Origin of the sequence: Rothia sp. HMSC065G12, assembly GCF_001811455.1 — a bacterium.
Lineage (GTDB): Bacteria > Actinomycetota > Actinomycetes > Actinomycetales > Micrococcaceae > Rothia > Rothia dentocariosa.
Window position 1 is genome coordinate 235,901 of record NZ_KV804815.1, and the last position, 15,585, is coordinate 251,485.

Annotated in this window: 14 protein-coding genes and 1 riboswitch; of the genes, 12 read left to right on the forward strand and 2 right to left on the reverse strand. The window is 49.5% G+C overall.

What is annotated here, in order from left to right; genetic code table 11:
* Positions 1-141 precede the first annotated feature (141 nt).
* Positions 142-1,617 carry a GH25 family lysozyme gene (locus HMPREF2804_RS06335; protein ID WP_070448641.1) on the reverse strand — a complete coding sequence of 492 codons (1,476 nt, stop codon included), beginning with the start codon at positions 1,615-1,617 and terminating at the stop codon, positions 142-144.
* 484 nt (positions 1,618-2,101) lie between these two features.
* Positions 2,102-2,241, forward strand: a riboswitch (FMN riboswitch).
* Between the two features lie 123 nt (positions 2,242-2,364).
* On the opposite strand from HMPREF2804_RS06335, the gene pnuC reads away from it, so the two are divergent.
* The 12 genes from pnuC (at position 2,365) to lgt (ending at position 14,359) form a co-directional block, all read left to right on the forward strand.
* Complete coding sequence (gene pnuC, locus HMPREF2804_RS06340; RefSeq protein WP_070448642.1) at positions 2,365-3,084, forward strand: nicotinamide riboside transporter PnuC; 720 nt, start codon at positions 2,365-2,367, stop codon at positions 3,082-3,084.
* The gene (ribD, locus tag HMPREF2804_RS06345; protein ID WP_070627768.1) at positions 3,081-4,328 is read left to right on the forward strand and encodes a bifunctional diaminohydroxyphosphoribosylaminopyrimidine deaminase/5-amino-6-(5-phosphoribosylamino)uracil reductase RibD; all 1,248 of its coding nucleotides are present in this window, start codon (positions 3,081-3,083) and stop codon (positions 4,326-4,328) included. Before pnuC ends, ribD begins: the two co-directional genes overlap by 4 nt.
* Positions 4,329-4,519: 191 nt before the next feature.
* Positions 4,520-5,797: a 3,4-dihydroxy-2-butanone-4-phosphate synthase gene (gene ribB / locus HMPREF2804_RS06350; protein WP_070627769.1), complete on the forward strand. Its 1,278-nt coding sequence runs from the start codon at positions 4,520-4,522 to the stop codon at positions 5,795-5,797.
* Complete coding sequence (locus tag HMPREF2804_RS06355) at positions 5,794-6,555, forward strand: GTP cyclohydrolase II (protein WP_070627771.1); 762 nt, start codon at positions 5,794-5,796, stop codon at positions 6,553-6,555. Before ribB ends, HMPREF2804_RS06355 begins: the two co-directional genes overlap by 4 nt.
* A gap of 82 nt (positions 6,556-6,637) precedes the next feature.
* Positions 6,638-7,111, forward strand: a complete 474-nt coding sequence (gene ribH, locus HMPREF2804_RS06360; protein ID WP_070627773.1) for a 6,7-dimethyl-8-ribityllumazine synthase — start codon at positions 6,638-6,640, stop codon at positions 7,109-7,111.
* 139 nt (positions 7,112-7,250) lie between these two features.
* Complete coding sequence (locus tag HMPREF2804_RS06365; RefSeq protein WP_048751640.1) at positions 7,251-8,843, forward strand: anthranilate synthase component I; 1,593 nt, start codon at positions 7,251-7,253, stop codon at positions 8,841-8,843.
* A 24-nt stretch (positions 8,844-8,867) separates the two neighbouring features.
* Positions 8,868-9,551 (forward strand): Trp biosynthesis-associated membrane protein, encoded by a 684-nt coding sequence (locus tag HMPREF2804_RS06370; RefSeq protein WP_048754310.1) that lies wholly within the window; start codon positions 8,868-8,870, stop codon positions 9,549-9,551.
* 171 nt (positions 9,552-9,722) lie between these two features.
* Positions 9,723-9,977, forward strand: coding sequence for an HGxxPAAW family protein (locus HMPREF2804_RS06375; RefSeq protein WP_070627775.1), 255 nt, complete (start codon positions 9,723-9,725; stop codon positions 9,975-9,977).
* A gap of 91 nt (positions 9,978-10,068) precedes the next feature.
* Positions 10,069-10,863 (forward strand): indole-3-glycerol phosphate synthase TrpC, encoded by a 795-nt coding sequence (trpC, locus tag HMPREF2804_RS06380; protein WP_070627777.1) that lies wholly within the window; start codon positions 10,069-10,071, stop codon positions 10,861-10,863.
* A gap of 187 nt (positions 10,864-11,050) precedes the next feature.
* A complete protein-coding gene (trpB, locus tag HMPREF2804_RS06385) occupies positions 11,051-12,382 on the forward strand; it encodes a tryptophan synthase subunit beta (protein WP_070448648.1) in 1,332 nt (443 codons plus the stop codon).
* Positions 12,379-13,230: a tryptophan synthase subunit alpha gene (gene trpA / locus HMPREF2804_RS06390; RefSeq protein ID WP_070448649.1), complete on the forward strand. Its 852-nt coding sequence runs from the start codon at positions 12,379-12,381 to the stop codon at positions 13,228-13,230. Before trpB ends, trpA begins: the two co-directional genes overlap by 4 nt.
* A 1-nt stretch (position 13,231) precedes the next feature.
* The gene (gene lgt / locus HMPREF2804_RS06395) at positions 13,232-14,359 is read left to right on the forward strand and encodes a prolipoprotein diacylglyceryl transferase (RefSeq protein WP_083308359.1); all 1,128 of its coding nucleotides are present in this window, start codon (positions 13,232-13,234) and stop codon (positions 14,357-14,359) included.
* Positions 14,360-14,587: 228 nt separating this feature from the next.
* Here lgt and HMPREF2804_RS06400 read toward each other — a convergent pair whose 3' ends face one another.
* Entirely contained in the window at positions 14,588-15,160 is a 573-nt protein-coding gene (locus tag HMPREF2804_RS06400) for a flavodoxin domain-containing protein (protein ID WP_013398977.1), read from the reverse strand.
* Between the last annotated feature and the right edge of the window lie 425 nt (positions 15,161-15,585).

Here is a 15,585-nt window from a genome sequence, read left to right on the forward strand (position 1 = left end):
CAGCTGAAGCCATGAAAAACAGTTAGGTATGCATACCTAACGCAGCTGTCATATCTGAAAGTACAGCGGGTAATAATATCAGGGAGGATTCCCACAGTTTTGTGGGGAATCCTCCCTGATTATTAATGAGAAGCGACTGTTTTACTTGTGCTTATAGCGGTAGATAAACGCTGCCATCGCACCCCGTTCAACAGGTTGCCAAGGACGGAAGGTGCCATCAGCCCAACCGGTAGCGATACCAGTACCTTTGAGCCACATAATTTCTCGATAAAATTGATTGTTCGCTCCAACATCTGAGAAATTACGGCCTGCGGGCACCGCTGGCTTCCCCGCAAAACGGTAGAAGAAAGCTGCCATCGCATCGCGGTTAACACTATCGTGCGGACGGAAGGTGCCATCAGCCCAACCGGTAGCGATACCTTGCTGATGCATCCAGACAATTTCGCGATAGAACTGGTCTTGAGGCGCTACATCGCGGAAAGGTGAACGTGCTGGAAGATTAACCGGGGGAGAGCCAGCCATACGGTAGAAATAAGCTGCCATCGCAGCGCGTTCTACACCTGCGTCCGGTCGGAAAGTGCCATCCGGCCAACCGGTAGTAATTTTCTCGTTGGCTAACCATTCAATTTCTTTATAGAAAGGCGAGCTCTGCGGAACATCTCGGAACCGGGTCTTAGGAGCCGTTTCTACTCGGGGCGCGGGTTGAGGATGCCATGAACGGTTCTTTGCCCCCGCGTTGGTGGCTAGTGCACGTAAATCGTGAACCGTACCTGGGAAGAAATTCGAGTCTCCAACGAAAGGTCCTTCAGAAGAGAACTGCCAGATATCGTAATTACCCCACCCGGCTGGCATAGGACCGGGATAGTAGTTGTAATTTGCCAGATGCAGGAGGTGGTTACCGAACTCTGTTGCGCCTACGCATTGTCTCCACCAGTAATTAGCGGTATAAATCATAGGATATCGACCGGTGAGGCTGCGGTAGGTCTCCATGAAATCACGAATCCACCAAGTGAGATCGGCACTGCTCATGTTGTAGCAGGTGTTGCCAAGACTCGGATATGGGTTGTATTCAATATCGAGTAGGCCGGGCATTGTAATTCCGTCGTTACTCCATCCACCGCCATGTCTGACGAAATAGCGTGCCTGTTCAGCTCCAGAGGTGGAGCGTGGGTTGGCAAAATGATAGGCACCACGAATCATGCCCGACTGTGCGGAACCGTTGTATTGTTGAGCAAAGTAAGGGTTAGTGTAATAGTTACCCTCTGTTGCTTTTGTGTATGCAAAACGGGAGCCCATATTATATGCACGGTTCCAGTCTACATTTCCTTGGTATGAAGAAACGTCCATACCGAGGGTCCCACCTGTGGGAGTCCACATGGAAGTGGCATTAGGGGAGATTTTGCCAAGAGTTGAGGATTGCGACTCTGCAAGGCGAGCTCGCTCACCTGCACCCATTGGAGTATTCATTTCCTCGTGAGCGGGAATTTGAGCTGTAGCAGAAGCATCAGAAGTATTTTCATGAGCTACTGCCGGGCTTATAGTCCCTAAAGCCAGCGCCATAGCGCCAACGGCTGCGATGGTCTTTGAGATAGACTTTTGCCGGTTAAAAAGTTTCATGTTTACCTGCAATTTTATTTAGTTGTGTATGTGAGAGTGATATGTGCTGCGCATGATTTAAAAATACGAATGAGTTTTTCGATTCTTAAAAATGCACTGCAGTTCGTGCTCTTCAGGGGAAGCATGAACGAAATGTATTCTAGAGATAATTTCCTATAAATTTCAAATATTCTGCTGCTTTGTAGCATGGTTTTTCGGGGTTGTGAGTATTTTTTGAGCATCAGGTATTAATATTCCTTATATTCCAGATTTAATATCATTAAATTATATGTTAAACCTCATATATGGCGAAAATGGTTTTATGTTTTTTAATATAAACAGGTGGGAGTGAACAATACATTCTATATGAGAGTGTATAATATATAAATCACAGACTTAGATGTACATAAATTAGTTATATCTTTACCTACACATGTGCAAGTACTGGTGCCTTCTCCAAGACCTGCTTTTGGCGATCTTGCGTGGTATGCCATAATTGACCCGTAATCGTGCTCCGGGGTCGGTGAAATTCCGAACCGGCGGTGACAGTCCGCGAACCGTGCGTATCAGTTATTGTGATGCTTACGGCCGAACCGGTGCAACTCCGGTACCGACAGTACAGTCTGGATGGTAGGCAGCACGAGCAGAAAGCACGGGATGCGGTCACGGTATATATTCGAAACCGTTATCTAATGTTCCAGCAATTGCCGGAATCAATGCATTTTGTTCTCCCCGGAGTCGCCGCAATGACGATGAAAGGGAGGAACAGTGAACGTTCTGCGGTGGCTCTTCGACGCACAAATACAGTTTGGAGACCAGATTCTTCTTGTGCGCGAAGTTTTAGGTAACCTTTTCGGTTTAGCCTCAGCTTTGGGCGGAATGCGCCGTAAAGTCTGGGCATGGCCGATCGGTATAGCCGGAAATCTGCTGCTTTTTACCGTTTTTATGGGTGCCTTCTTCGGCAGCCCCAACCCCATTAATATGCTTGGTCAGGCTGGGCGCCAGGTTATGTTCATAACTGTTTCTGTATGGGGCTGGTATCGTTGGCGGCAGTCCTGCAGAGCTCAAGGAACGCGTGCCGAGGGGGCAGCTGTAATTCCACGATGGGCATCCAGGCTGGAACGTTTTAGCATTATCTCTGTACTTATTCTTGGCACGATAGCGTTAACTCCAATATTTCGTTCTCTAGGGTCATACGAGCCCGTATGGTCAGATGCTTGGATATTTACCGGTTCGCTTATAGCGACCTATGGTATGGCACGAGGATGGGTAGAGTTCTGGCTAATTTGGGTTGCTGTTGATATTGTTGGTGTTCCGCTGCTTTGGAGCGCAGGCTACTATGCCACCTCTCTGATGTATGTTTTCTACGGATGCTTTACTCTTGTAGGCTTCTTCGTATGGTGGAGTACTCGGAATCGTGAAGAAAAAACCCGAGTCCAAACGCAATTTCCGGATATTACTGTTGACGTGGAATCGAGCAAATCATGACAACGTATCTAGGTCCTGAGATGTATACGCCCGTAAATGATCTTGACTATTCTGCTGCGGAGTACGGTCATCTTCAAGGAATACCCGCTTCGGTAACTGTGAAGGTCCCTGAAGGGGCATTGACCGATGATCGTGCTATGAGTTTGGCTATAGAAGCCGCTCGTCAGGGTATACGGGGGGCTAACCCACTTGTTGGAGCGGTTATTACAAACTCTGCCGGTCAAGTACTGCATATTGGATGGCATCGCGGGGCAGGAACACCTCATGCTGAAGCTGATGCCCTAGCTCAAGCCCGCGCGGCTGGCACGGATATGAGCGATGCAAAAATGTATGTGTCGCTAGAACCCTGCAATCATACAGGCAAAACTGGTCCATGCTCGCATGCTATCAAAGAAGCTGGAATTTCTCAGGTCTTTTATGCATATCCAGATAGGAGCGCTCAGGCTTCTGGCGGAGCAGAATATTTACGCTCTCACGGAGTCGTAACAACGTATATGCGAGAATTTGCTGAGGACTCGTACTCGCTAAATGAACGATGGTTTATTTCGGTCGCAGAAAAACGACCGTTTATTACCGTTAAATCTGCTTCAACTCTTGACGGTTTTATCGCGGCAGCAGACGGCACCAGTAAATGGATAACTGGTTCACAAGCACGTGCTGATGGGCATCTCATCCGAAAACGCGCAGACGCCGTGATGATCGGAACCCGCACTACACTCCTTGATAATCCCTCACTAGATGCCCGTGATATCTCAGGGCAACGCTACAAGAAACAGCCTTTACGGGTTGTCATGGGAGAAACAGATATACCAAGCACCTATAAAGTGTGTGGTCTAGGTACAAGAGACCCAGAAAATTACATGCAGGTTTACACTCATGAGCCCCGAGTCCTTCTTGACGAACTTTACAGTCGTGGGGTGCGACACCTCATGATTGAGGGAGGACCGGGAATGGTTGGCCTATTTACCGGGGAAGATCTTCTTGACGAACTTGTTTGGTACCGCGCTCCTATACTCATGGGGCACGGTAAAAGTGCAATGTACCGACTTATTACCAACACGTTGGAAAATGCCCCTCGTCTGCAGCTTGATGATCTTGGGATGTTTCCATCAGTCCGGGTCTTAGGCGAAGACACCGCAACGCACCTGATACCAAGCCCCCGTAGCACTGCAAAAAATACACCGGGTATTCGTCGTGTACTTCCACGTTTCACGCACAAATATTTTCCAGAACCACGAGAATAAAAACTACAAAAGTTATGCATAATTCCTGGAAACAAAGTGTAGGAAAGGGAACATCGTCTTTGAGATCGTTCCGGTATGCACCTGCACGATATTTCGGGGAATAAAAGACTCATCTTTATAGTTATAGTGCAAGTATCGTAGCGGCATCTGAATTCCATCCTGGTGCAGCTGCCACAGAGGAGAAGACACACATGTTTACAGGAATTATCGGTGCGCTAGGTACCGTTGAATCCGTTCAACCAGTCTATAATGCTCAAGGGGCTTCGACCGGAGCTGCATATATCACTATTAACGCTGGTGACATTGTCTCTGACTTGGACCATGGAGGATCCCTAGCTGTCAACGGTGTATGCCTAACTGCCGTTGATGAGGATAGCATTGAACCGCAGCAATTTCGCGCTTATGCCATGGGGGAGACGCTCACTCGGACCAATCTAGGCACACTAACTCAAGGATCGGTCGTTAACCTTGAACGGTGCATGCCTGCCAGCGGAAGGTTCGACGGACACGTAGTCCAGGGACACGTAGATGGTATCGCGACGGTTACATCAATAACGGAACATGATGCATGGTGCACTGTTCGTTTTTCCATTCCTCAAGAACTTGCTCCGTATCTGGTTGAGAAAGGTTCTATTGCCGTCTCCGGCGTATCGCTGACAGTAACAGCGGTTTCTGCCTCTGTTGAGAGCGCTCCCTGGTTTGAAGTCGGTTTAATTCCTGAAACTCTTAGCGCAACTAATCTAGGGCAGCTTACCGTAGGAGATACTGTCAATCTTGAAACAGACGCGCTCGCTAAATATGTAGCCCGGTTGATGGAAACGAGAAATATAGATTTCCATGAAACTTCCGTAGTTGCACAAGAGCTGGATTCTATTCAGGAGGCCATTGAGGCTATCTCCGCCGGTCGAGCTGTCGTTGTAGTGGATGATGAAAACCGTGAAAATGAGGGAGATATAATTTTTGCGGCTGAATATGCTACAGAAGAACTCATGGGATTTACTATCCGCTATACTTCCGGAGTGATATGTGCTCCAATGAGTCACGAACGCGCAGACAGCATGAACTTACCGCCGATGACCGCGCACAATGAAGATCCTAAAGGTACTGCATATACGGTTTCTTGCGATGCGCGTGTAGGAAGCACAACAGGTATTAGCGCTGCCGATCGTGCCCGTACAGTCAGAATTCTTGCAGACGCCTCAGCGGGCCCTGAAGATTTGAGCCGTCCGGGGCACATATTTCCCTTGCGTGCCGTAGCTGGTGGGGTTTTGGAACGTGCTGGGCATACAGAAGCGGCCGTAGAACTTACTCGTGCGGCCGGTCTTTCGGGCGTAGGCGTTATCGCCGAACTTATTCATGATGATGGAAGTATGATGCGCTTTGAGGCTTTGCGCTCTTTTGCAGCTGCACACAGCCTCCCCATGATTTCGATCGAAGACCTTATTCAGTATGTGAAGGAACGAGCATGAGTGATACCCCAGAAAAGCAGAGCACTCAGCACAAGCACATACCCTCAGAGCTCGAATTTGAGAAACGCGATCTTGCTGAGAGATTTGCCCACCGGTACACAGCTTCGCCTTTAGACTTAGTGCCTCATCCCAGCCCGCAACTGGTGGAATCGACCGTTGAGGTTATTGTTCCTACACCCCATGGAAACTTTGGGGTACGTGCTTGGCGGTTTGCCGATGGTGCTGAGCATATGAGCATTCGTGCTTTAGACGACCAAGGGAACCCTATTGCATTTTCGGGAGAAGCTCAGATTCCCGCAGTGCGAATCCACTCCGAATGCGCTACTGGAGATATTCTGGGCTCCTTCCGATGCGACTGTGGTCAGCAGCTTGAGAATGGGTTGAAAATTCTCTCGCGTTATGGTGGTTGGATTCTCTATATTCGCAATCATGAAGGGCGGGGTATTGGGCTTGTAAATAAGTTGCGAGCCTATGCACTTCAAGATGTTGGCCTTGATACCCTAGACGCAAATTTAGCGCTTGGCTTAGACGAAGATATGCGTGATTACACGCAGGCGGCACTTATTCTGCAAGAACTCGGGGTTCATAATCTGCGACTTATCACAAATAATCCGGCAAAGGTTGACGCGCTGACCGAGCTGGGGCTTGAAGTACATGAGGTAATTCCTGACGAAATTCCGGCGCGTGCTGAGAACGCCAAGTACCTTGAAACAAAACGTCGGCGTATGGGGCATAGGCTCCATGGGCCTAGTATATAGTTCTTCTGGCTGATAACAGCTTGCTGTGTGGTCAGAGGACGACTTTGCGATATAAACCAACGACACCAAGGAGTTAAGAAATATGAGCGGCGCAGGAGCAGCAGATACCACTCTCAATCCTGAGGACTACACTGGATTCAAACTAGCTATTGTTGCGGCAAGCTGGCACACTCAGGTCATGGAAGGGTTACTCAATGGGGCGCAGCACGCCGCCGCTGATGCGGGGCTGGAGCCGACTATTGTGCGTGTTCCGGGGACTTTTGAACTACCTGTTGCAGCAACCCGTCTTGCCGAAAAATACGATGCGATTGTTGCCCTCGGCGTTGTTATTCGCGGTGGAACTCCTCACTTTGACTTCGTATGTCAGGGCGCTACGAGTGGTCTGACCGATGTTTCCGTGCTGACTGGTCGCCCGGTCGGTTTCGGGGTACTCACCTGCGATAATGAACAACAAGCTCTAGACCGTGCCGGACTTCCTGGTTCCTCTGAAGACAAAGGCTATGAGGCAACGGCGGCAGCTTTGCAAACCGCAGCGACTCTCAAACGACTGAGCTAATTAACAGCGCGAAGTGTCAATTTTGATACTTCGCGCTGTTTGTTCAAACCACTGTTAGATGTGGTGGAACTTGTACACTAATACGAGAGCCCCAGGCAACAGTTTGGGCATCAGCAATCGAGCACGAAGGATTAGTCCTATGCAGGATTTGGGCATTATCTCACCCTCTCTTGAAGAATTCCGGGAACGCGCAGTGACTCACCGAGTTATTCCGGTGTGCATCAAAATTCTTGCAGACTCGCTCACACCCATTGGTATTTATCGTTCGCTGGTTCTACACGATGGTGCCGCTGATCCTGGAACTTTTTTGCTTGAATCGGCTAAGATCGCGACCGAGGGGGAATCGGCAGCTTGGGACCGGTATTCTTTTATCGGCGCTTCTTCTCGTTCAACCCTGACCACACGAGACGGCAAGATATATTGGCAAGGGCAAACTCCGGCGGGAGCCCCAACAGAAGGCGACCCCGTTGAAGCTATCGATCAAACCCTTCGTATGCTTCATACTGAACCGGTTCCTGGCCTTCCACCGTTAACATCGGGGTTGGTAGGTTACTTGGGCTGGGACGTAGTACGCCGCTGGGAGAACCTGCCGTATCCGCCAGCTGATGACGTGAATCTCCCAGAATTTGCCTTGAACATGGTTTCTGACATGGCAATCCATGATAATACTGACGGTACAGTGCTCTTGATCGCAAATGCCATTAACTTCAACGATACCGATGAAAATGTGGATGATGCATACGTCGATGCGGTCGAACGTCTGCACCGTATGCTGCAGCAGCTAGAACAGGGTGCCTCTGAAACGGCATCGGTCTTAACCGGAGTTTCTGAGGTAAATGCTCGAATTCATCGTGAGGTTACTCAAACTTGGTCGGTGCAAGGTTATCAAGACGCAATTGATCGTTGTAAGAAAAATATTATTGATGGCGACGTCTTTCAGATCGTGATCTCACGTCGTTTTGAAGTTGAAACTGGCGCGGATGCGCTTGACGTCTACCGTGTACTTCGCCAATCTAACCCTTCACCCTACATGTACCTCTTTAACTTTGAGGATGCTGAGGGTATTCCTTTCCAAATTGTTGGTTCCTCCCCAGAAGCCTTGGTGACCCTCAAGGAGGGTCGTGCGACCTCGCATCCTATCGCTGGTTCCCGGCCTCGCGGTGCAACTCGTGAACAGGATATAGCTCTTGCTGAAGAGCTTCTTGCCGATCAAAAAGAGCGCTCTGAGCATTTGATGCTGGTTGATTTGGCGCGTAATGATCTGTCTCGAATTGCAAAGCCTGGAACGGTCTCTGTTGATGAATTCATGGTGATTGAGCGGTTCAGCCATATCATGCATATTTCTTCCTCAGTGAGTGCTGAACTTGACCCTCAATTCAGTGCTTACGATGTACTTCGCGTTGCTTTTCCGGCGGGGACTCTCTCGGGGGCTCCCAAACCGCGGGCCATGCAGCTTATCGACGAGTATGAGCCGACCCGCCGTGGGGTTTATGGGGGTGTCTGCGGATATTTTGATTTTGCTGGAAACATGGACATGGCTATTGCAATTCGTACTGCTGTTCTCAAGGGAACAAAAGCTTACGTACAGGCTGGAGCCGGTATTGTGATGGACTCCAACCCGGAGTCCGAGACTGAAGAGACCGTAAATAAATCAGCCGCTCCGCTCCGTGCCGTATTGACGGCATCGGGCCTGAAACCTCTGCAGACAAAACGCATTACCACAGCAGATTAAGAACCTGCGGGAGGGCATAATCCCATGAATACACAGCGGCATAAATCCTCGTCTTTGAATCAATCAAATAACTACGAGACAACGAGTACTGCTACGGCTTTTAGTGCGGCGGATGAAAACTTACACTCGAAACCTGCGCGACTACAAGCGCCTGGACTGGTGCTTTTAGCAGGGCTTGCTGTGGCTGCCCTTGCCTTTAGCACGACGCTTTTTCCTTGGGTCCAAGCGCATGTGAATGGGGTCTTAGGGGAACAAAACCTTGACATTAACGGGTCTCAAGCGGCGCCCGCAGTAAGCGCGCTGGCGATGGTAGCTTTAGCAGCTCCTTTAGCGGCACGCATAGCCCCTCAGCTTTTGCGGTATGTTATCGCATTTGTAAGTTTAGGATCCGGGGTGGGTATTATTTTTTCTGCGCTGTCGGTGGTGATGAATCCCGCAGGTGCGGTTGTAACTGAGACCAGCAAGGTAACGGGAACCGTGGCGTCTACAGGTACGTATGCTGTGACTGTTTGGCCGTGGATTTCATGCATATCAGGTTTTCTTATTATGTGCGTGGGACTTTGGACTCTTGCGGTGGCTCGCCACTGGCAAGGTGGGCGTAAATATGACCGTACAGTGCGCAACCCGCAAGAAGCCCCTGGTGAGGTCGACAATATGGATGCATGGGACCTGCTGAGCAGGGGAGAAGACCCTACCGTTGAGAAATAGTTTTAATAGTAAAGAGGCTTCAAATACTGCGAGTTGTACAACATTGCTCGTCTAAATATTTGTACGATTCTCACCAGCAAATTCACAGAAGACGAGTTCATGACCTAAAATCGAAGAAAAGATGTCTGTACGTACTATTCGCGTATTTGTGCACACACATGAGGAGTTTTCTTGAAGGAAGAGAAAGTTGTTATTGTTCCTGAACGCCCGTATGCAAATCACGGCAGCACCGTAGCATCATGGGTTATGATCGCCATTATGACGACCGGGGTACTTGTTGGTGCTGTCGCGTATGATCTGGCTCAGCCCGTTATCGTCTTTGTCGGTGCTGGCATTATCGTGTTGGGCCTAGTGGCTGGATTGCTTCTCAAGAGTGCTGGCTACGGCCAAGGTGGTTCTAAAACCAAAAATACTAAGCGTCACTAGTAAATACGCTATGAGCGCCTCGCCCATGACGAGGCGCTCTCTCTTGTGCTATTAACTTTTGGATATTTGATGACTATGAGAAGGAACACTGTTGAGTACCGTACTAGATGAAATTATTGGTGGAGTACGTGAGGATTTAGAAGCTCGTCGTGCAGAACATCCTCTGGAAAAGGTGCAGGAGCTAGCGCTCTCTACGGCACCAGCTCTTGATGCTGTACGTGCTTTACGCGGTGACGGTCAAACTGTGCGCATCATTTCAGAAGTGAAACGTTCGTCTCCATCGAAAGGTGTCCTGGGGGAAATAGCTGACCCAGCGGAACTAGCGGTGAAGTATCAGCGTGGAGGAGCAGCAGCTATTTCGGTGCTTACCGAAGAACGCCGTTTCGGCGGAAGCCTGGAGGATCTGGATGCGGTTCGTGCTCACGTCAGTATTCCCATATTGCGTAAAGATTTTATTGTTGATGAGTACCAGATTTGGGAGGCACGTGCACACGGCGCAGATCTGGTGCTTCTTATTGTTGCTGCCTTGGAAGAAGATGCCTTGAGCGCTTTCTTAGAGCTTGCCGAATCGCTTGGTATGAATGCTCTCGTAGAAGCACATACTTCAGAGGAAATATCTATAGCTCAGCGTGTCGGATCCAAAATTATAGGTATTAACGTTCGTAACCTAAAAACTCTTGAGGTCAAGAACGCGCATTATGCAGAGCTTGCAGCCGACCTGCCAGAAAGCGTTATTAAAGTTGCAGAATCCGGTGTATCTGGGCTGAGCGATGTACAGAACTACGCCCAGGCTGGTGCTGATGTCGTGCTTATTGGTGAGGCTCTGGTCAAATCTGGAGACCCGGAAAAAACTGTACGTGAATTCTCGGCTGTACCTCATCTCTAATGCAGCTTAGAGCTATCCCACGTAGATGACAATTTTTCACACGTGAATAGGCATAGGGGGTTTCTCTATACGCGCTAACGTTACGTCATTCCGCGTAGAATAGTAAGAATACGAACAAGCCGTACCATGAGTTAAGTGTACAAACCTAACTCATGGATGAAAATAAAAGTACCCGGGAAGGACAACAATGAGCGAAAACCTGGCAGACGCATTTCTTGAGGGGAAATCCCTCAAAAATGCACCCGGTCCCTACTTCGGGCAATACGGTGGGCGATGGATGCCTGAGTCGTTAATTGCCGCCATGGATGAGCTTGAGTCTACCTTCCAGAATGCTAAGCAGGATCCAGAGTTTATTGCGGAATTTCAGCGACTCTCTGCTGAATACTCGAATCGTCCTTCATTGCTAACGGAAGTTCCGCGGTTCTCAGAGCACGCTGGGGCTCGGATCTTTCTGAAACGTGAAGATCTTAACCATACCGGTAGCCACAAGATTAACAATGTTTTAGGACAAGCACTTCTCGCAAAGCGCATGGGTAAGACACGTCTGATCGCAGAGACCGGTGCTGGTCAGCACGGTGTAGCAACGGCAACGGCTGCTGCGCTTTTCGGTATGGACTGTGTGATTTACATGGGTGAAGAAGATACCGAGCGGCAGGCTTTGAACGTGGCGCGTATGCAGCTTTTGGGCGCGAAAGTTATTGCCGTTCAGAATGGCTCCCGTACTCTGAAAGACGCTATTAATGAGGCTCTTCGAGACTGGGTCGCTAATGTCGAGAATACCCACTATCTGCTGGGTACAGCGGCGGGAGCACATCCTTTCCCTGCAATGGTGCGTTTCTTTCATGATGCTATTGGTTCTGAAGCACGCGAACAAATTCAACAGATGACTGGGCGTCTTCCCCACGGAGTTTCTGCATGCGTTGGTGGGGGTTCAAACGCCATTGGAATCTTCCATGCATTCCTTGATGACCACGATGTAAAACTTTACGGTTTTGAGGCGGGGGGAGACGGTGTAGAAACCGGACGTCACGCCGCAACTATTAATCTAGGACGCCCAGGAATGCTTCACGGTGCCGTAACCTACCTGATGCAAGACGAAGATGGGCAAACTATAGAGTCGCATTCGATTTCTGCTGGCCTAGACTATCCCGGCGTTGGGCCCGAACACTCGTACCTTTCAGACTTAGGCCGTGTCAGCTACCAGCCGGTGACCGATACTGAAGCTATGGATGCTTTTCAACTGCTTTGCCGTACTGAAGGTATTATTCCTGCCATCGAATCGGCGCATGCACTTGCCGGTGCGTTACGGGTCTGTCAGGAGTGGGCGCATCAAGATTCTGAGTCTGCCCGTGAAAAAATAATGGTGGTGTGCCTATCTGGTCGTGGCGATAAAGACATGGAGACCGCCTTGAAATGGTTCGATCTAGGGAAAGCAACCCCGTCATCTTCTCTCATGACAGGCAATAAAGAGGCAGTTGCTGAGAAGGCAGTGCAGGCAGAAAGCGAGGCGCACGCATGAGCTATCAAGACGCACAGCCGCATGCGGCAAAGTACGAAGTCCTTGACGGTACCTTCCCGCCCCAAAACCCGAACTCGCCTCTCGTGCAGCGGTTACGCGAATGCAAAGAAGATGGGCGTGCAGCACTTATCGGGTACCTCCCCGCAGGTTTTCCCAATTTTGAAGATTCTGTGGCAGCAGCTATCGAACTAGGCAATAACGGTGCCGACATTATTGAGCTGGGTGTACCGTACTCGGATCCGGTCATGGACGGCCCCGTTATCCAGCACGCCACAGGTGCCGCATTAGAAGGCGGCTTCAAACTTTCTCGGGTTTTTGATGCTGTACGGCGCATTACCGAGGCAACCCAAGCTGTCGTTGTCGTGATGACGTATTGGAACCCCGTACTTGCCTACGGTGTTGATAATTTTGCACGTGACCTTGCGGCTGCTGGAGGAGCTGGAATGATCACTCCAGATTTAGTACCCGATGAAGCATCGGCTTGGTTCGAAGCCTCTGAAAAATACGGGTTAGATCGTATTTTCTTGGCGGCCCTATCGTCATCCCATCAACGTTTAGAGACTATCGCTAAGGCTTCGAGCGGGTTCGTTTATGCCGTTTCTGTCATGGGCGTTACAGGGGCTCGCACCTCAGTCTCAGAAGCTGCCCAAGGACTTGTCGAAAACCTTCATGCTGCAGGTGCTGAATACGCGTGTGTTGGTTTAGGCGTTTCAACTCGTGCCCATGTTGAAGAGATCGGAACTTATGCAGATGGTGTGATTGTAGGAACGGCACTTGTAAAAGCTCTAGCTGATGGAGGTCCTACTGCGGTGGGAGCACTAACTCGTGAACTTGCAGGACGTGCATAGTATGAATGTTATATTATCGGAATCCTTTACCTCAGCAGTATCCCTTCCTCTGGCGTCAATCCCGTCGCCGAGTGTATCTTATCTTCAGCTTGGGCCGTTTCGTATCCATTTTTACGCACTTTGCATTTTAGCCGGAATAATCGTGTGTCTATGGCTTAGCGCTCGGCGCTGGGCACAAGTTGGCGGCACACGTGAGCGCGTATATGACGTGGCAATGTGGGCTATTCCCGCTGGAATTATTGGGGCGCGTGCTTACCATGTGCTCATTACAGACCCTGGCAGCTATTTTGGTCCCAATGTCTCTGATCCTTGGGCTTTCCTGAAGATTTGGGAAGGCGGCATCGGCATTATGGGAGCGGTGTCCGTAGGAGCCCTGGGGGCCTGGATTGCTTGTCGCCGATACCAGATTAACTATGCAGCATTTGCGGATGCAGTTGCACCAGGTATTATTTTGGCGCAGGCTTTTGGTCGTTGGGGCAATTGGTTTAATCAGGAGCTTTTCGGTAAGCCTACTACCCTTCCGTGGGGTTTGGAGATTAGTCAATCGAGTGGGAATTTTCCTGCTCAATATCCCGCAGGAACTCTCTTTCACCCCACATTCCTTTACGAATCATTATGGAACCTTGTGGGCGCATTCCTTCTAATTTTCCTGGGGAATAGGTTCCTGAAGCGCGGACAAACTTTTTGGCTCTATGTGCTGTACTACGGTATTGGACGGTTCTTCATTGAAGTGTTCCTGCGTATTGATACCTCTGAAACACTTCTGGGGCTGCGGGTTCACGTGTGGACATCGGGTGCCCTGATTGTACTAGGGTTGATCGGCTTTGTTGCCGCTGGTATCCGTGCTAGGGCTAAAGCTGCAGCGGGCATTGCTGAAGCTCCAGTTCAGGGAGCATCGGTTCAGCATACCCCTGACTCAGAGAAAACTGCCGCCCAAGATCCGGATGAGGTTTCTAACCAGGGTAAAGAGACCTCGAAAGAATCTCGGACATCCGAGAAGAAGGTAGAGGAAGAGAAGAAAGCTACAAAAGACAAAGAACCAGGCGCCCAAGAGTCTGCAGATAAGATTCAGACCGGTGATAGGCAGGATAAAACTCCTGAGATCCCGTGGAAAAAATCTAAATCGTAAATTCCTGGACAACTAACCTTGGGTCCTCTTCACTGTTTCAATGGTGGAGAGGACCTGACTTTTTCCTTGATGAAAGATAAAAGGAGGGGGTGGGCCGCACACACAAGACCCACCCCCTGCAACCGAATACGTTATCGGCGCGGCCTCGCACCCGCATCCGGAATCAAAAGACCGGAGGAGGAGAGAAAACCTCCGGCCAAGCTTATTTTGGTAACCTGCTATGCAATATCAGAGGAATTTGGATATTGCTTCAACAAGTGGTTTTAGAGACTCTCGGTTGGTGTAATCCGCATGACCGGTTTTATAGCACTCAAGCATTTGCTGAATACCTTCGTTGGGGTTTGGATTAGCCATCAACCAAGCGCGAACCGGACCTTTAAGAGCGGTCTTATGAGCAAGTGAAAGCTCTGAAAAGTCAATCCCACCACGTAAATGGAAAGTCGGGCGTCCATCGGTGAGTTCTGCAGTATAACTTTTAGCGACAGCCTTGTCGAGCAGTTTCTTGGAGTACTCGCCTGTGAAGGAAACCGTGAAGAATGCAGTACGTTCCTTTTTAGGGAGAATAAAGGGAACAATCTTCTTCTTGAGGCTGGGAGCGCCTGTAAGGAACCCGCCGTAATCGCTACCGCCAATAATAACGGAGTCCGCTGCTTCCACAAGTTCAGGGGTTACTTCTGTAGCCCGTAAAGTATCGACTTCAGGAGCCTGTGGTAATGCTCGCAGATCTTCTGCTATCCAGTTCGCATAACGCTCGGTGTACCCATAGGTTGAACCGAAGATAATCAGCACACGAATGGTCACTGAAGCCTCCCAAAGCAAATTTGCATACAAGATACTAATTATTGATTCCAGTCTATGGCAGGTGGTGATAAATGTGAAATTGCTTAGCCAATACTGGCGTGTCGTTTTTATCACATGGAAGAGGGGAGTGAGCGATGAACATCAAGGTGTGTCATACATGATGTGGGCATATTTGTTTCTCGGACAGGAGCGCTTGGCCATAGTTTCAAATGAGATGTCAGAAAACAACTAAAACCTAATTATTGTTCTGAGGGGCAGGTAGAGAGCACGTGAGTCTTGAGTGGGCAACATGGTTCGAGGTTAAAACAAGGATTTCCTGAAAATACCGAGAATTTTCCTCCCGAAAACGCTTGAGAAGGAATATACTAGAAGGGATGAATGCCGCACATGCCATGTTGTGTATACATGGTGTTGTGTGGGAATAA